Below are 14,966 nucleotides of genomic sequence, written 5' to 3'. Positions count from 1 at the left end.
TATAAGTCAGTAATTCGGTATTTATATTTTTGCTTTTATCACGTTATTGCTTTTACAAACAGATTCGTGCGAGCCCAGCGCGCGAATAAAGACAGCGTGTCGATGCCCCCGGGCGTCACGCCGCTGGTGGAGGCCTCGGCCAAGACCGACGCGGCAGGTGCAGTGCGACCGGACCTTTCGGACATCGTGCCGGCGCCAATGACGGCGCGATGCCGGGCCCGCCGGATCTGGCGCGACCGGTCGGCGCGGGGCGTCCGGTACAAAAAGGACCCGGCGCGGAGCCGGGCCTTCGAAGTCGAGATGCACGAGGACGGGCGCCGGGACCGAAGCCCCGGCACCGCTCTGGCGATCAGAAGTCGCGCTGGACGCGGAAGCGGACCTGCGAGATCGAGTCCTGCGTCGCGGTACGCGGCACGAAGGTGCCGTTGTTGATGCCGGCGACGTTGTTGTAGGCGGTCGGGCTCTTGTCCTGGTCAATCACCCGGCCGCTCTTCAGGCCGATCTGCGTGTAGTAGCCCTCGACGCCGATATCGAGGTCCTTCACCGGCGACCAGATCAGGCTCGCACCAGCGACGAACTGGTAGTTGTCGCGAAGCGCCTGGCTGAGCTGATAGAACCGGGTGCCCGGCACGCCGACGGCGTTGGGGCCGGAGATGAGGCTCGAGCCCGCGAGGCCATAGGCGCCCCCCTGCGCGAGACGGGCGGCGCGGGAGAAGCTCTGCTCACCGTAGGAGCCGAACAGGGCCGAACGCCATTCCGGCGACCAATAGTGCAGGTACGACGCCACCGCGGTGAAGCTCTGCGAGGTCTGCAGCTGGCCGGTGAACGGATTGATCGTCGCGTCCGAGAAGAACTGGTTGAACTTCTGGCCCTGGATCGTCGCCGGGTTCTGCGCGTAGGACCCGCTATACGCGGAATAGCCCGTGTAGAGCTGCGCGCCGTCGCTGTAGGCGCCCTGGAGGTACAGAGCGTCGCCCGGCGCGACGAACGGGGTGTTCACCTTCAGGCCGCCCTGCACCGCCCAGGCCTGGACGCTGTTGGTGTGCGCGATGTTGACGTTCGTGCCTGCGACGGGATTCGTCGCGATATTGCCGACGTTCAGCTCATGGGTGGCGGCCGAGATCTGAGCCGAGCCCCAGGCCTGATCGAGGCGCAGGGCACCGACGAAGTCGGGCAGACGCTCGCGCTGGACGGTGTCGATGGTGCTCAGCACGGTCGGAGCGCCCCGGGTGTAGCCGACGAACACGGGGCTGACGGTGGACGCGTAGGGCGCGAAGATCGGCGTGCGGCGGAAGACCGGGTCTTCCACCGACAGGGTCGCCGACACGCCGTTGCCCAGCACCGCCGTGTAGGCGAGCAGGTTGGTCGAGGCGTTGTCCGAGCCGAGCGTGCTGCCGGTGATCTCGAAGTCGTGCGCGTAGAAGTCGAAGAACGAGGACGCGCGACCGGCGGTCAGGCCGGCGAACTGGATGAACGCCTTGTCGACGTTCATGTATTGCTGATCGCGACCCACCTGATCGACGCCCGTTGAGGCGTAGGCCTGGCCGATGCGCTGCTGGGTGCCGGACTGGCCGATGCCGGAATAGCCGGTGCGGCTGCCGGCATCGAGGCGCACGAAGGCGCGGAGCGTACCGTAGGCGGTCTGGGTGCGGGCATCCATGTTGATGCGCATCCGGCCCTGGTAGCCCGAGGTGTCGCCGTTGGAGCCCTGGCGCGAGTAGCTGGCCATGTAGCCGCCCTCGAACCGGGCGCGGCCCGAGATGCGCAGGCAGGTGTCGGTGTTGAGAATGTAGAAGAAGCCGGCCCCGAAGGCGGAGCAGACGCGGACGTACTCGATCGGCGCCGCCTTCTTGATCGGAAGGTCGGCGGCCTGGGCGGCTCCGATCGCCGCGAAGGCGGCGGCCGAGCCGAGCAGCGAGCTCTTCAAGAGCTTCATAGATATCTCCAAAGCTTCGAGACCCGATAACACCAACGAGTCCGGTTTATCCGACCCTCGCAGCGATCGATGTTGTTGAATTCTGCAATCTTAAGTGCAAATTATTTAGAGAGATCTCGCGTCCGAGATTTCTCTATGCCGTTTCTTATGATCTGTCGCAGCTTATCCAAGCAACATCGATATCATTAGATCTGTGGAATTGATTTGCGTTGTTGTAACGTCGCAACGTCACAAAATTGTTTTGAAGTATTACTGAGTGCAATGATTTTATAAGCGGAAATTCTAGCGCGGATATTTATTGCGAACGTCTCTCGAGAGATATCACCGCGGCCAAAATTTTTATCTGCGCGCGCCTGAATCCGCGGATACATCCGGGCCCAGGCTCATCCCTTGCGGACGCGGCGGCGCTTTGTCTCGAGCGGCCGGGTCGCCGGCCGCTTTGGCCACAACGCCGTGCGTCGGTAACGATCGCCACGGCCGGTCCGTGAAGATCCGTCGCGCCGATTCCGTCCGTGATTCGCGAATCGATTCGTGCGGTGACGGCATTCCCGGCGACGGCGCTGCCGGACGACAGCCACGGCGGCGCGTCGGGACGCGGTGGGCATGGGGAGAGCGGGGCGTTCGAGCGGTGCGCCCCGGGCACCGGAACCCAGAGCCGGTCAGCGGCGCGGGCTGGAGACGCGGTCGGGCCGGGATCCGTGCCGGATGCGGGCTTCGCGGGTTCGGTCCGGAGCCCGTGTGTGGCGGCGCCGCCGGGAACCGTTCGGCGGCGGCCCTGCCGCGGCGACGTCCGGAAGCGGAGCGGGCGCTCCGTCCGGCTTCATCGCGCCCGCCGACAACGAAAAAGGCCCAGCCGGAGGGCTGGGCCTTGAGATCCGTGGAACCGGCGCGGGGGGTGTATCCCCGCGCCGACGATGCGGCTTAGAAGTCGCGCTGGACGCGGAAGCGGAAGGAGGACACCGAGTCCGCCGTGGTGGTAGCAACTGCGCCACCGGCATTGATCGCACCGACGCGGGAGTAAGCGGTCGGATCCTTGTCCTTGTCGATCACGCGTCCGTTCTTGACACCGATTTGGGTGTAGTAGCCCTCGACACCGATATCGAGGTCCTTCACCGGCGACCAGATCAAGCTCGCACCGGCGACGAACTGGTAGGTGTCGCGCAGGGCTTCGCTGAGCTGATAGAATCTTGTGCCGGGCACACCAACCGCGTTGGCGCCGAAGCTGTTCGTTCCGTTCGGGTTGATGACCGAGAACGCTGCACCCTGAGCAGAACGAGCACGCTGGGTGAAGTCCATCTCACCGTACGAGCCGAAGACGGCCGAGCGCCACTCCGGCGACCAGTAGTGCAGGTACGAAGCGACAACCGTGAAGCTCTGCGACTGCTCGAGCTGCCCCGTGAACGGGTTGACGCTCGCGTCGTTGAAGAACTGGTTGAACTTCTGGCCCTGGATGGTCGCGGCGTTCTGCGAGTAGGAACCGCTGAACGAGGAGTATCCGGTGTAGAGCTGGGAGCCACTGCCGTAGGCACCCTGCAGGTAGAGCGCATCACCCGGAGCGATGAACGGGGTGTTGATCTTCAGACCGCCCTGCACCGCGTAGCCATACGAGTTGTTGGCGTGCGGGATGCTGACGTTCGAGCCGGTGCCGGTACCAGCGCCGTTCTGGACGTTGCCGACGTTCAACTCGTGAACTGCCGCGGAGACCTGGGCTGAACCCCAGGCCTGGTCGAGGCGCAGGGCGCCGACGACGTCCGGCATCCGCGAACGCTGGATCACATCGACCTGGCTGAAGCGGGTGGGGGTGGCACCGGTGTAACCGATGAACACCGGAGCCGGCGAATTGGTCTGCGCGAAGTTCGCGATCGACGCGTTGACGGTGACGCCGCCGGGGTTGTTGGACGGCGAGTAGATCGGGCTGCGGCGGAAGACCGGGTCTTCGGCCGAGATCGTGGCTGACAGGCCGTTGCCGAGGGTGGCGGTGTAGGCGAGCAGGTTGGTGGACGCGATGTCCGAACCCGCGGTGGCGCCGGCGAGCTCGAAATCGTGAGCGTAGAAGTCGAAGAACGAGGACGCACGACCGGCGGTCAGGCCGGCGAACTGGATGAACGCCTTGTCGACGTTGGCGAACTGCTGGTCGCGGCCGAAGCTGTCGATGCCGAGGCCGGGATAGGCCTGGCCGATACGCTGCTGGGTGCCGGAGGTGCCGACGCCGGAATAGCCGGTGCGGGCGCCGGCATCGAAACGCACGAAGGCGCGCAGGGTGCCGTAAGCGGTCTGGGTGCGGGCATCAAGGTTGATGCGCATGCGACCCTGGTAGCCCGAGGTGTCGCCGCCGTTACCGAACTGACGCGAGTAGCTGGTCATGTAGCCGCCCTCGAACCGGGCGCGGCCGGAGAGACGCAGGCAGGTGTCGGTGTTAGGAATGTAGAAGAAGCCGGCGCCGTAGGCCGAGCAGACGCGGACGTACTCGATCGGGACCGCCTTCTTGACCGGAAGGTCGGCGGCGTGTGCGGCTCCGATGGCCGCGAAGGCGGCTGCAGAACCGAGCAGTGAGCTCTTCAAGAGCTTCATAGACATCTCCAAAGCTTCGAGACCCGATGATGCGGACATGCCCGGTTTTCCGGATCTTGCCGCTCGTCTTGTAGGTTTGGCCTGCGTCTTGGGTGGCAGGCTCCTGCGGGCTCTCGCTTGGCGATGCCCCCGTGCACGATCACCATGTGCGAACGGGTTTCGGCGAGCAATCAGAATTCGGCTCGGATAAATTGGTTCCTGTGCGATGTTGCCGCCCGGCAACAATATCAGAACGCGTTAGCCGGCAACAGCTTGCCGGATGTACCGATATGCTTTCCGGAGTGGCAGGAGTGCTGTCGAACCGGGCATGGACGGGACCGCCCGAGCACCGGGAAGGGCCGGGGCGGTCCGAACGTGGGGGTGACGCCGGCGGCTGCGGCGGCGTCATCGCAGGATGTCGAGACGGCGCGCCGGGCTTTGCGCCCGACCACACTTCACATCGGCGGCGTCAGGCCGTTCTTGCCGACGGCGACGCGCCGCGCCGTGACTTTGCCGTCCTCGCCCCGCGCAGCCACCACGAACGCCTTGGCGCCGGCGGTGATCGCACCGGAATCCGCAGCCTCGAAGGTGACCACCGGGGCCTGCGGCGGAACCAGGATCTGGAGCGACTGGCCCTTGCCGTAATCGACCGTGAGGGTGCGCTCCGCGCCGCCCCCGCTCGCCTTCACGGTACCGTTCGTCATCGCGCTCTTGACCCGGGGGGCGTCCGGCGCGGTCGCGGGTACGGCGGACTTCACGGTGCCGTTGGTCATGGTGCTCTTCACCGCGGCGCTGCCGGTGTGATCGGGAAGCATATCCCAGTCGTAATGGCCCTCACCGGTGCCGCGCATCGATTCCGGGAACAGCACGACCTCCAGGGCGATCGGCGGCTCGCCCTTGGTGGCGGTTCCGATGAAGACGCCGTCCTTGATCTGATCGAGCTGGGCCGGGACGACCCAAGAGACCTTGGCGTCCGGCGCCAGGGTCACCCGCTGGCTCTTCCCGTCCAGGGTCTTGAGGGTGAAGCCGCCGCCCTCGACGGCCTCGATCGTGCCGCGCAGGCGCTCGGGCGGCGCGGCGGCGTGTGCGGAGGTGGCGAGCGCCAGGAGGCTCGCCAGGGCGAGGGTCGGGAGTTTTGACATGGTGGCGGGAGTCCTATCGCCGCCGGAACGGTGGCGGCGCGCATGACCTGGGACTCGGCGCAACCGTGTCAGCCCCTCGCGCCCGTGACATCAAGCCCCTGCGGACGGGTGTAACCGGGACGTTAGCGCTCAGGCCGGCAGCGCCAGCAGCGCAGGCCCGCCGCCGCGACGGCGGCGCCGAGGGCCGGCGCGGCCCGGGTGGCGCCAAGCCGCGACGCGGTGATTCGAAGCCCGATCCCGGCCCCGTGCAGGAGCGCGGTCGCGGCCAGGAAGCCGAACCCGAAGGCCAGGCCCGAGGCGGTCTCCGGCATCTCGGCGCCGTGGGCGTAGCCGTGGAACACCGCGAAAACGCCGACGAGGCTGGCGAGCAGCGCAACCGGCGCCCGCAGGCCGACGATCGCGGCCACGCCGAACACCACGATGGAGAGTGCGATCCCGGTCTCGGCATAGGGCAGCGCGACGCCGGCCATCCCCAGGCCCGCCCCCACGCTCATGAGCGCCAGGAAGGAGAGGCAGTGCCCAGAGCGCCCGGCCGCCGCGCAGGGCCGCCAGCAGGCCGACCGCGACCATCGCCAGCACGTGGTCGGCGCCGAGCAGCGGATGCAGGAAGCCGGCCCCGGCGCCGAAGCGCAGCCCCGTGGCCGGGATGGGCCAGAGCCGCCTGCGGCAGCAGCGCGAACGCGGCGGGAAGGGCGGCAAGGCTGGAGACGAGCGGGGCGGCGAGCAGGCGCTTCATCGGATATCCTTCGCGGTTGTAAGACCGAAGGTAGCGCCGATCCCGCGGCACGGCGAGTGCCCCGGCCCGCGGCCCCTCCGGCCATGGGCGGGACACCGCGGTTGCGCGCGGAGAATCTCGCCCTGGATGGGTATCGGGAGGCGCCGCGTGTGCAGCAGGCCGACATCCGCACCGCCGCCCGCCAGCAAGGCCTGGACGAGTTCGACACGGTCGCGGTCGGGATCGTCGAGCGCGGCGGCAAGGTCTCGATCATCGAGACGGCGTGACAAGGAACCGGGGTACAGCACCGGCGGCCGTAGCGCTGCGGATCACTTGAATACATGATACCGTTTCACGCCGGCGCCGAGAGGGCCTCGCCGGCGGTTCGGCATGAGCGGTGGCGGCGCCCCTTCTCCGGCGGGGGCGGACGACCAGCGGCTCGATCGCACAGGACAGGATTTCCCGTGAGAGATTTCTCCGCACCCGGGCGCTCCCCGGTCTACGCCGCCAACGCCGCCGTCGCGACCTCGCATCCCGCCTCGACCCTGGCCGCCATCGAGATCCTGCGCGCGGGCGGCAACGCCGTCGATGCCGGGATCGCCGCGGTGGCGGTGCAGTGCGTGGTCGATCCGCTGATGACCGGCATCGGCGGCGATTGCTTCGCCCTCTATGCCCCGGCCGGCGCCTCCCGGCCGATCGCGCTGGACGGGTCCGGCGGGCGCCGGCCGCCGCCACGCCCGACTGGTACGCCGAGCACGGCGCCGCGATCACGCCGGCCTCGCCGCACGCGGTCACGGTACCGGGGGCGATCGGAGCCTGGGACATGCTGGTGCGCCAGCACGGCACGCGCCCGCTGGGTGAATTGCTGCAGCCGGCGATCCGCTACGCCGAGGACGGGTTCGTGATCCAACAGCGCGTCGGCTGGGACTGGTTGCGCGGCGTGCCCCGGGTGGCCGGCGACCCCCACGCCGCCGAGACCTACCTGATCGGCGGCAAGGCCCCGGCGATCGGCAGCGTCTTCCGGCTGCCGAAACTCGCCGCCACGCTCCGCCGCATCGCCGACGAGGGCCCGCGCGGCTTCTATGAAGGACCGGTGGCCGACGACATGGTCCGCCGGCTCAACGCCCTCGGCGGCCTGCACACCCGGGATGATTTCGCCACGTCGCGGCCGGACGTGGTCACGCCGGTCTCGACCCGCTACCGCGGCTACGACGTCTACGAGTGCCCGCCCGCCGGCCAGGGCCTCGCGGCGCTGATGATGCTGAACGTGCTGTCGCATCACGACGTCGGCGCCCTGTCAGACCTGGACCGGCTCCACCTGTTCGCAGAGACTTGCAAGCAGGCCTACCATCACCGGGACGTGCTGTTCGGCGACGCCGCCCTCGCCCGGGTGCCGGTGGAGCACCTGCTGTCGGATGCCTGGAAGGCCGCCGCCCACGGGGCGATCGACATGGGCCGGGCGCGGGTGCCGGAGATCTATCCCGAGATCGCCCGGGAGATCGCCGAGGAGCGGGCCCACAAGGACACCGTCTATCTCTGCGTGGTCGATCGGGACGGCAACGCGCTGTCGCTGATCAACTCGGTGTTCCAGGGCTTCGGCTCGGGCATCCTGGCGCCGGAGAGCGGCGTGCTGCTGCACAACCGCGGCCTGTCGTTCCGCACGGAAGCCGGGCACCCGAACAGCATCGGGCCGGGCAAGCGGCCGATGCACACGATCATCCCGGGCATGCTGATGAAGGACGGACAGGCGGTCGCGCCGTTCGGCGTGATGGGTGGCCATTACCAGGCCATGGGCCATGTCGAGCTGCTGTCGGGCATCCTCGACCGGGGCCTCGACGTGCAGGCCGCGCTCGATGCCCCGCGCAGCTTCGCGTATGGCGACAGCCTGGAACTCGAGACCGGCATCTCGGACGCCGCGATGGCCGGACTGATCGCACGCGGCCACCCGGCGATCCGGGCGCCTCTGCCGCTGGGCGGCGGCCAGATCATCTGGATCGACCGCGCGGCCGGCACGCTGGTGGCGGGCTCGGACCCGCGCAAGGACGGGGCGGCTATGGGGTATTGAGGGGCCGGCGGCCCCGCGTTCGGGGCTGCCGGATCAGGGATGCGCGGACGCAACGCGCGTCCCCTCTCCCGGGCGGGAGAGGGACCACATCGCGGCCCGGGTGAGCCGATGAGCGACCATCCTGGCGCCTCCCGGTCGGAAGGTGCATCGCCCGCACAGAATCAGTCGATGTCCTCGACCTCTTCGGAACCGCCATAGACCCGCTGCGCCAGCGAGGCCTCCATGAACGGATCGAGGGAGCCGTCGAGCACCGCGTCCGGATCGGTGGACTGGGTGCCGGTGCGCAGGTCCTTCACCAGCTGATAGGGCTGGAGCACGTAGGACCGGATCTGGTGGCCCCAGCCGATATCGGTCTTGGCTGCGGCCTCGGCGCTGGCCTTCTCCTCACGCTTCTTCAGCTCGGCCTCGTAGAGCCGGGCGCGCAGCATGTTCCACGCCGTGGCGCGGTTCTTGTGCTGGGAGCGCTCCTGCTGACACGCCACCACGATCCCGGTCGGATTGTGGGTGATGCGCACCGCGGAATCGGTGGTGTTGACGTGCTGGCCGCCGGCGCCGGACGAGCGGTAGGTGTCGATCCTGCAGTCCGATTCCTTGATCTCGATCTCGATCCGGTCGTCGATGACCGGATAGACCCAGACGCTGGCGAAGCTCGTGTGGCGCCGGGCGCTGGAATCGTAGGGCGAGATCCGCACCAGCCGGTGCACGCCGGACTCCGTCTTGAGCCAGCCATAGGCGTTGTGGCCCTTGATCAGGAGCGTCGCGCCCTTGATCCCGGCCTCTTCGCCGTCCGACCACTCGACGATCTCGACCTTGTATTTCCGGCGCTCGGCCCAGCGGCCGTACATGCGCTGGAGCATGTTCGCCCAGTCCTGGCTCTCGGTGCCGCCGGCACCGGCATGGACTTCGAGATAGGTGTCGAAGCCGTCGGCCTCGCCGGACAGGAGGGTCTCGACCTGGCGGCTGGCGGCCTCCTTCTCGACGGCGAGGATTGCAACCTCGCCCTCGCGGATCGAGGATTCGTCGCCCTCCATCTCGCCGAGTTCGATCAGCGTCGCGCCGTCCTCGAGATCGCGCTCGAGCTTGCGGATGGAGGAGACCGCCTCGTCGAGCTGCTGGCGCTCGCGCATCACCTTCTGCGCGGCGTCGGCATCGTTCCACAGGTCGGGGTTCTCGGAGGCTGCGTTCAGCTCCGCGAGACGTTTATCGACAGTATCCCAGTCAAAGATGCCTCCTCAGCAGCCCTATAGACTGCTTGGCGGCATCCGAGGCTTGCTCGATCTCGGCGCGCATTTGGTTTTTCGGGAATGAGGGTGATGGGTCGGGCCGGGGTGATACCGCCCGGGAGCCGCCCTGTAAACGGCAGGCCGGCGGCCCGCGCGGTCAGTGTGCGGCGCCCGACCGCAGGGTGGTGCGCGAGCCGGCAAGCGGGCGGCGCGTTGTCGGGGACGGATCAGGCAGGAACGCGGAGGCGGCCAGGATGGCGGACGACGATCACGCGCAGACGTGGAGCGACTTCGACGACGCCGTCAACATGACGCCGGCGGCGCTGCGCAAGCACCTCGACGGCGCGGCGAGCCAGGCGGTCGGCCAGAAGGAGGCGGGCGGCGACGAATCCACCGGCCACGCGATGGGCCGGCGCATCCTGGCGATCAAGGACAAGAAGAAGGCGGATCTCACCGACGACGATTATGCCGCCATGCGCAAGGTCGTGGGCTACGTCCACCGCCATCTGAAGCAGGGCGGCGACGCCCGCAAGGATCCCGACTCCCCCTGGCGGATGTCGCTGATGAACTGGGGCCACGATCCGCACAAGGATTGAGGCCCGGGCTCGGCGCCCGTCCGGCTCAGTAGCGCGGCGGCACGAGGTAGGACGGGGCGATCACGTATTCCTTGGGGCGCTTGTGCGCACCGAACCGGCTCTCGGTGATCTGGTCGTTGTAATAGTCGAACCCGGTATAGCCGAAGCCGCCGCCGTTCATCACCTGGGCCACCGGAATCGGCGGGACGGCGAGGTCGGGACGGCCCGGCGGCACCAGCACCTGGCAGCAACCCTCGGTCTGCAGGACCGTCGGGCCGTTTGGGGCGGTGAAGACATAGGCGCGCGGCTGCGGGATCCCCGGCGGGAAGGCCGGCTCGGCGGCCGCGCCCTGGGCGACGAGGCCGAGCAATCCGGCGGCGATCAGGGTCTTGGTGCTCACGCAATGCTCCGTCACGGGACCGGCCGGGCCGGCGTCAGGCCTACACTCTAGCTTATCGCGGGCGGCCTGTCCGGCGCTCGCGGGCGGACCGGTTACCGGAACGCCGGCTCAGCCGCGGGCGCGCAGCACCACCTGCGGGCTCGCCGGCACCGGCCGGCAATCCGACATGAAGGCGTTGACCGGCAACGGCTTGGAATCGCAGGCGTAGACATCCGTCGGGCCCGGGGCCGGCACCGGGTCCCGCGCGATGATCGGGTTCGGCGCACAGGCCGAGGCCGCGGCGGCGAGCAGCAGGGCGGCGATGAGGTTCAGGCGGCGCATGCAACTCTCGGGACGCGGGAGGACCCCCGTGCCGAACCCTGCGCATCGCGATCCGCCCTGACAAGCGCCGGCGCGGGACGACGCGCCCTTTGACGGAGCCTGTCGCCCGGCGGCAACAATCGGGGCCGACCCGATCTCAGACGGCCTGGGCCATCGGCACGACGTTGTGGAGGGTCTTGTCGCCGCCGTCGAAGAACCGGCGGATGTTGCGCGCGGCCTGCCGGATGCGCTGCTCGTTCTCGACCAGGGCGATGCGGACATACTCGTCGCCGAACTCGCCGAAGCCGATGCCCGGCGCCACGGCGACGTCGGACTTCTCGAGCAGCAGCTTCGAGAATTCGAGGCTGCCCATCTCCCGATAGCGCTCCGGGATAGGGACCCAGGCGAACATCGAGGCCGCGGGCGCCGGGATCGTCCAGCCGGCCTTGCCGAAAGATTCGACCAGCGCGTCGCGGCGCCTCTTGTAGGTCGCCCGCATCTCGTCGATGCAGTCATCCGGGCCGTTGAGGGCCGCGGTGGCGGCGACCTGGATCGGCGTGAAGGCGCCGTAATCGAGATAGGACTTCACCCGGGACAGCGCCGCCAGCAGGCGCTCGTTGCCCACCGCGAAGCCCATGCGCCAGCCGGCCATGGAGTAGGTCTTCGACAGCGAGGTGAACTCCACGGTGCAATCGATCGCGCCCGGGACCTGCAGGACCGAGGGCGGCGGCTTGCCGTCGAAATAGACCTCCGCGTAGGCGAGGTCCGAGAGCAGGATCAGCTCGTGCTGCTTGGCGAAGGCGACGAGGTCCCGGTAGAAATCGAGGTCGGCCACGTAGGCGGTCGGGTTCGACGGGTAGCAGACCACCAGGGCCACGGGTTTCGGGATCGAGTGCCGCATGGCCCGCTCGAGCGCCGGGAACATGGCCGGGGTCGGCTCGGCCGGGACTGAGCGGATCACGCCGCCGGCCATCAGGAAGCCGAAGGCGTGGATCGGGTAGCTCGGGTTGGGCACCAGCACCACGTCGCCCGGGGCGGTGATCGCCTGGGCCATGTTGGCGAAGCCTTCCTTCGAGCCCAGCGTCGCCACCACCTGGGTGTCGGGGTTGAGGCTCACGCCGAAGCGGCGCTGGTAGTAGCCCGCCTGGGCGCGGCGCAGGCCGGCGATGCCCTTGGAGGCGGAGTAGCGGTCGGTCCGCGGCCGGCCCGCCGTCTCGCACAGCTTGGCGATGACGTGTTTCGGCGCATCGAGGTCCGGGTTGCCCATGCCGAGATCGATGATGTCGGCGCCCTGGGCGCGGGCGGTCGCCTTGATCCGGTTGACCTGCTCGAAGACGTAGGGCGGCAGGCGCTTGATGCGGTGGAAGTCGGTCATGGGCGTATCCATCGGCGCGTCCCGAATCTGGCGTCTCTCGTTGGTGTCGGTCGCGCGAAGGATTCGCTCTAGCAGAGATGCACGTCGCCGCCGACTCAGAAAAACTCGAGCCGGATCGGCGGCTTTATTGCTCTGCTGCGGGCACAGGCTTGATCGCGGCTGCGGCCCCCGGCCGGCGCTTGCGGCGGCGCGCCCGCGGCTCTCGTTGCGGCCGCGGGCGCCTTCGAGTTCGGCCTCCAGCGCCTTCTGGCCCTCGGACGACTTGGCCCGGATCGGGCGCTTGGGCGCGTCGACGCCCACCGGCATGAAGGCGGGCGTCTCCTGGCCGCGGGTCTCGGTCACGAAATCCGGCGCGGCCACGACCCGGGGCCCGTAGCCCGCATCGGTGGCGAGCGTGCGCACCGCATCCCCCGAGCAGGCGCCCAGCGGTGCCGCCGTGAGGGCCAGCACCGCCAGGGCGAGGCCCCGCGCCGGTCCCGGGCCGCCGGGCCGCCGGCCGGTGGGGTTCAAAAAGGCGCGGTGCATGAGCACATGGGTCATGAGAAGATCGCGCGGATGTTTCGCGACACGCGCAAACGGGCTGGTGCAACCTCTCGCTCGCTCCTTAATTTGTCGGAAACGAGGCTCACGGTCAGTCGAGCCGAAACATCACACAGGGGAGGCACGCGTGACGAGCCCGCGGACGCAGGCGCCGGACCAAGCTGCCGCCCGGACCGGCATGGCCAACGGCGCCATGCCGGACGGCATCACGCCGCCGATGCCGGATATCGAGGCCCTGTCGCGCAATGCCGGCCAGTTCGTGGAGGCGCTGGGGCGCAGCGCCGCCCGCATGCTCGCGCCCGAGGCCCAGGCGAACGACACCTCCGGGGAGATCAACGAGGCGGTCAAGACGCTCGGCCAGATCGCCGAAGCGTGGCTCTCGGACCCGAGCCGCAGCGCCGAGGCCCAGACCAAGCTGTCCCAGGCCTTCCTGGCGCTGTGGGGGACGACCTACCTGCGCCTCCAGGGCCAGCAGGCCGATCCGGTGGCGGTGCCCGAGCCCAAGGACAGCCGCTTCAGCGACGCCGAGTGGTCGACCAACCCGTATTTCGACTTCCTCAAGCAGGGCTACCTGATCGCCACCCGCTGGGCCGAGGGCCTCGTCGACGAGGCCGAGGGCGTCGACGAGCGCACCCGCCACAAGGCGCAGTTCTACCTGCGCCAGCTCACCAGCATGCTGTCGCCGTCGAACTTCCTGCCGACCAATCCGGAGCTGATCCGCCACACCCTGCACGAGAGCGGCGCCAACCTGGTGCGCGGCCTCAAGATGTACGAGGAGGATCTGGCCGCCGGCGGCGGGCAATTGCGGGTGCGCCAGACCGATCCGAGCGGGTTCGAGGTCGGCCGCAACGTCGCGGTGACCCCGGGCGAGGTGGTGTTCCGCAACGACCTGATCGAGCTGATCCAGTACGCGCCCGCCACCGAGACGGTGCTCAAGCGCCCGTTCCTGATGGTGCCGCCCTGGATCAACAAGTTCTACATCCTCGACCTCAACCCCCAGAAGAGCTTCCTGAAGTGGATGGTCGACCAGGGGCTGACGGTGTTCTGCATCTCCTGGGTGAACCCGGACGCGCGCCACGCCGACAAGGACTTCGAGTCCTACATGCGTGAGGGCATCGAGGCGGCGATCGACGCGATCGGGGTCGCCACGGGCGAGAGCGAGGTCCATGCGGCCGGCTACTGCGTCGGCGGCACCCTGCTCTCGGTGACGCTCGCCATGCAGGCCGCCACGGGCAACCGCCGCATCAAGAGCGCGACCCTGCTGACCACGCAGGTAGACTTCACCCATGCGGGCGACCTCAAGGTGTTCGCCGACGAGGAGCAGATCCGCCAGGTCGAGGCCCGCATGGCCGAGCGGGGCTACCTGGAGGGCAGCCGCATGGCCAACGCCTTCAACATGCTGCGGCCGGACGACATGATCTGGTCCTACGTCGTCAACAACTACATCAAGGGCAAGCCGCCTTCGGCGTTCGACCTGCTGTACTGGAACTCCGACGCCACCCGGATGCCGGCGGCCAACCACTCGTTCTACCTGCGCAATTGCTATCTCGAGAACAGCCTGGCCCAGGGCAAGATGGTCCTCGGCAACGTCCGGTTGGACCTGAAGAAGGTGCAGGTGCCGATCTTCAATCTCGCCACCCGGGAGGACCACATCGCCCCGGCGATCTCGGTGTTCGAGGGCTCGAAGACCTTCGGCGGCAAGGTCGATTACGTGCTGGCGGGATCGGGCCACATCGCCGGAGTCGTCAACCCGCCCTACAAGCCGAAATACGGCTACTGGACCGGCGGGCCGGTGAAGGGCGAACTCAAGGACTGGGTCGCGGCAGCGGTGGAGACAAAGGGCTCGTGGTGGCCCTACTGGTTCCAGTGGATCGAGGCCCAGGCCCCCGAGCGGGTCCCGGCCCGCAAGCCCGGCGGCGACGCGCTGCCGTCGCTCGGCCCGGCTCCGGGAACGTATGTCCGGATGCGCGCCTGAGGGGACCGCGCCGGCCTCGTCTTACGGATCGATGGGCGGGCTTCGTCGGATGTGCCGCTGACCCACGCGTCGGGGCCGGCGGAAGAGACCGGAGACACCGCGTCTCCCTCCCCCTTCAGCGGGGGAGGGAGACGCGGGCGGATCGAGAGCCGTCCTTCGAGAGGGAGAGC

Annotated in this window: 10 protein-coding genes and 2 pseudogenes; 4 read left to right on the top strand and 8 right to left on the bottom strand. The window is 68.6% G+C overall.

The window, feature by feature from the left end; translation table 11 throughout:
- Window positions 1-349 precede the first annotated feature (349 nt).
- From FVA80_RS28370 to FVA80_RS28355, 4 genes and pseudogenes are all read right to left on the bottom strand, one after another.
- Entirely contained in the window at window positions 350-1,936 is a 1,587-nt protein-coding gene (locus tag FVA80_RS28370) for a porin (protein ID WP_147910106.1), read from the bottom strand.
- A gap of 921 nt (window positions 1,937-2,857) precedes the next feature.
- Complete coding sequence (locus tag FVA80_RS28365) at window positions 2,858-4,507, bottom strand: porin (protein WP_147910107.1); 1,650 nt, start codon at window positions 4,505-4,507, stop codon at window positions 2,858-2,860.
- Window positions 4,508-4,941: 434 nt separating this feature from the next.
- A complete protein-coding gene (locus FVA80_RS28360; protein ID WP_147910108.1) occupies window positions 4,942-5,628 on the bottom strand; it encodes a metal ABC transporter permease in 687 nt (228 codons plus the stop codon).
- Between the two features lie 129 nt (window positions 5,629-5,757).
- Window positions 5,758-6,364 (bottom strand): annotated as a pseudogene (locus FVA80_RS28355) (HupE/UreJ family protein).
- Window positions 6,365-6,465: 101 nt separating this feature from the next.
- On the opposite strand from FVA80_RS28355, the gene FVA80_RS30815 reads away from it, so the two are divergent.
- On the top strand, window positions 6,466-6,630 hold the full coding sequence (locus FVA80_RS30815) for a hypothetical protein (protein ID WP_187193534.1): 165 nt from the start codon (window positions 6,466-6,468) through the stop codon (window positions 6,628-6,630).
- Window positions 6,631-6,684: 54 nt separating this feature from the next.
- A pseudogene (locus FVA80_RS28350) lies at window positions 6,685-8,408 on the top strand (gamma-glutamyltransferase).
- Window positions 8,409-8,569: 161 nt separating this feature from the next.
- Here the strand turns inward: FVA80_RS28350 and prfB are convergent.
- A protein-coding gene (gene prfB / locus FVA80_RS28345) for a peptide chain release factor 2 (RefSeq protein WP_147909842.1) occupies window positions 8,570-9,698 on the bottom strand; the annotation gives its coding sequence in 2 pieces (ribosomal slippage) (window positions 8,570-9,628 and window positions 9,630-9,698; 1,128 coding nt in all).
- A gap of 187 nt (window positions 9,699-9,885) precedes the next feature.
- Here prfB and FVA80_RS28340 point away from each other — a divergent pair.
- The gene (locus FVA80_RS28340) at window positions 9,886-10,227 is read left to right on the top strand and encodes a DUF3140 domain-containing protein (RefSeq protein WP_147909841.1); all 342 of its coding nucleotides are present in this window, start codon (window positions 9,886-9,888) and stop codon (window positions 10,225-10,227) included.
- Between the two features lie 25 nt (window positions 10,228-10,252).
- Here the strand turns inward: FVA80_RS28340 and FVA80_RS28335 are convergent, their stop codons facing one another.
- The 3 genes from FVA80_RS28335 to FVA80_RS28325 all read right to left on the bottom strand — a co-directional run bounded on the left by FVA80_RS28335 (window position 10,253) and on the right by FVA80_RS28325 (window position 12,281).
- Window positions 10,253-10,606 (bottom strand): hypothetical protein, encoded by a 354-nt coding sequence (locus FVA80_RS28335; RefSeq protein WP_147909840.1) that lies wholly within the window; start codon window positions 10,604-10,606, stop codon window positions 10,253-10,255.
- A 108-nt stretch (window positions 10,607-10,714) separates the two neighbouring features.
- Window positions 10,715-10,927 carry a hypothetical protein gene (locus FVA80_RS28330; protein ID WP_007567016.1) on the bottom strand — a complete coding sequence of 71 codons (213 nt, stop codon included), beginning with the start codon at window positions 10,925-10,927 and terminating at the stop codon, window positions 10,715-10,717.
- Window positions 10,928-11,063: 136 nt separating this feature from the next.
- Complete coding sequence (locus tag FVA80_RS28325; protein ID WP_147909839.1) at window positions 11,064-12,281, bottom strand: LL-diaminopimelate aminotransferase; 1,218 nt, start codon at window positions 12,279-12,281, stop codon at window positions 11,064-11,066.
- Between the two features lie 733 nt (window positions 12,282-13,014).
- Here FVA80_RS28325 and phaC point away from each other — a divergent pair.
- On the top strand, window positions 13,015-14,796 hold the full coding sequence (phaC, locus tag FVA80_RS28320) for a class I poly(R)-hydroxyalkanoic acid synthase (protein ID WP_348644652.1): 1,782 nt from the start codon (window positions 13,015-13,017) through the stop codon (window positions 14,794-14,796).
- Window positions 14,797-14,966: the final 170 nt, after the last annotated feature.

It is taken from the genome of Methylobacterium sp. WL1 (assembly GCF_008000895.1).
Taxonomy (GTDB): domain Bacteria; phylum Pseudomonadota; class Alphaproteobacteria; order Rhizobiales; family Beijerinckiaceae; genus Methylobacterium.
This window is presented reverse-complemented; position numbering and strand designations above follow the sequence as displayed.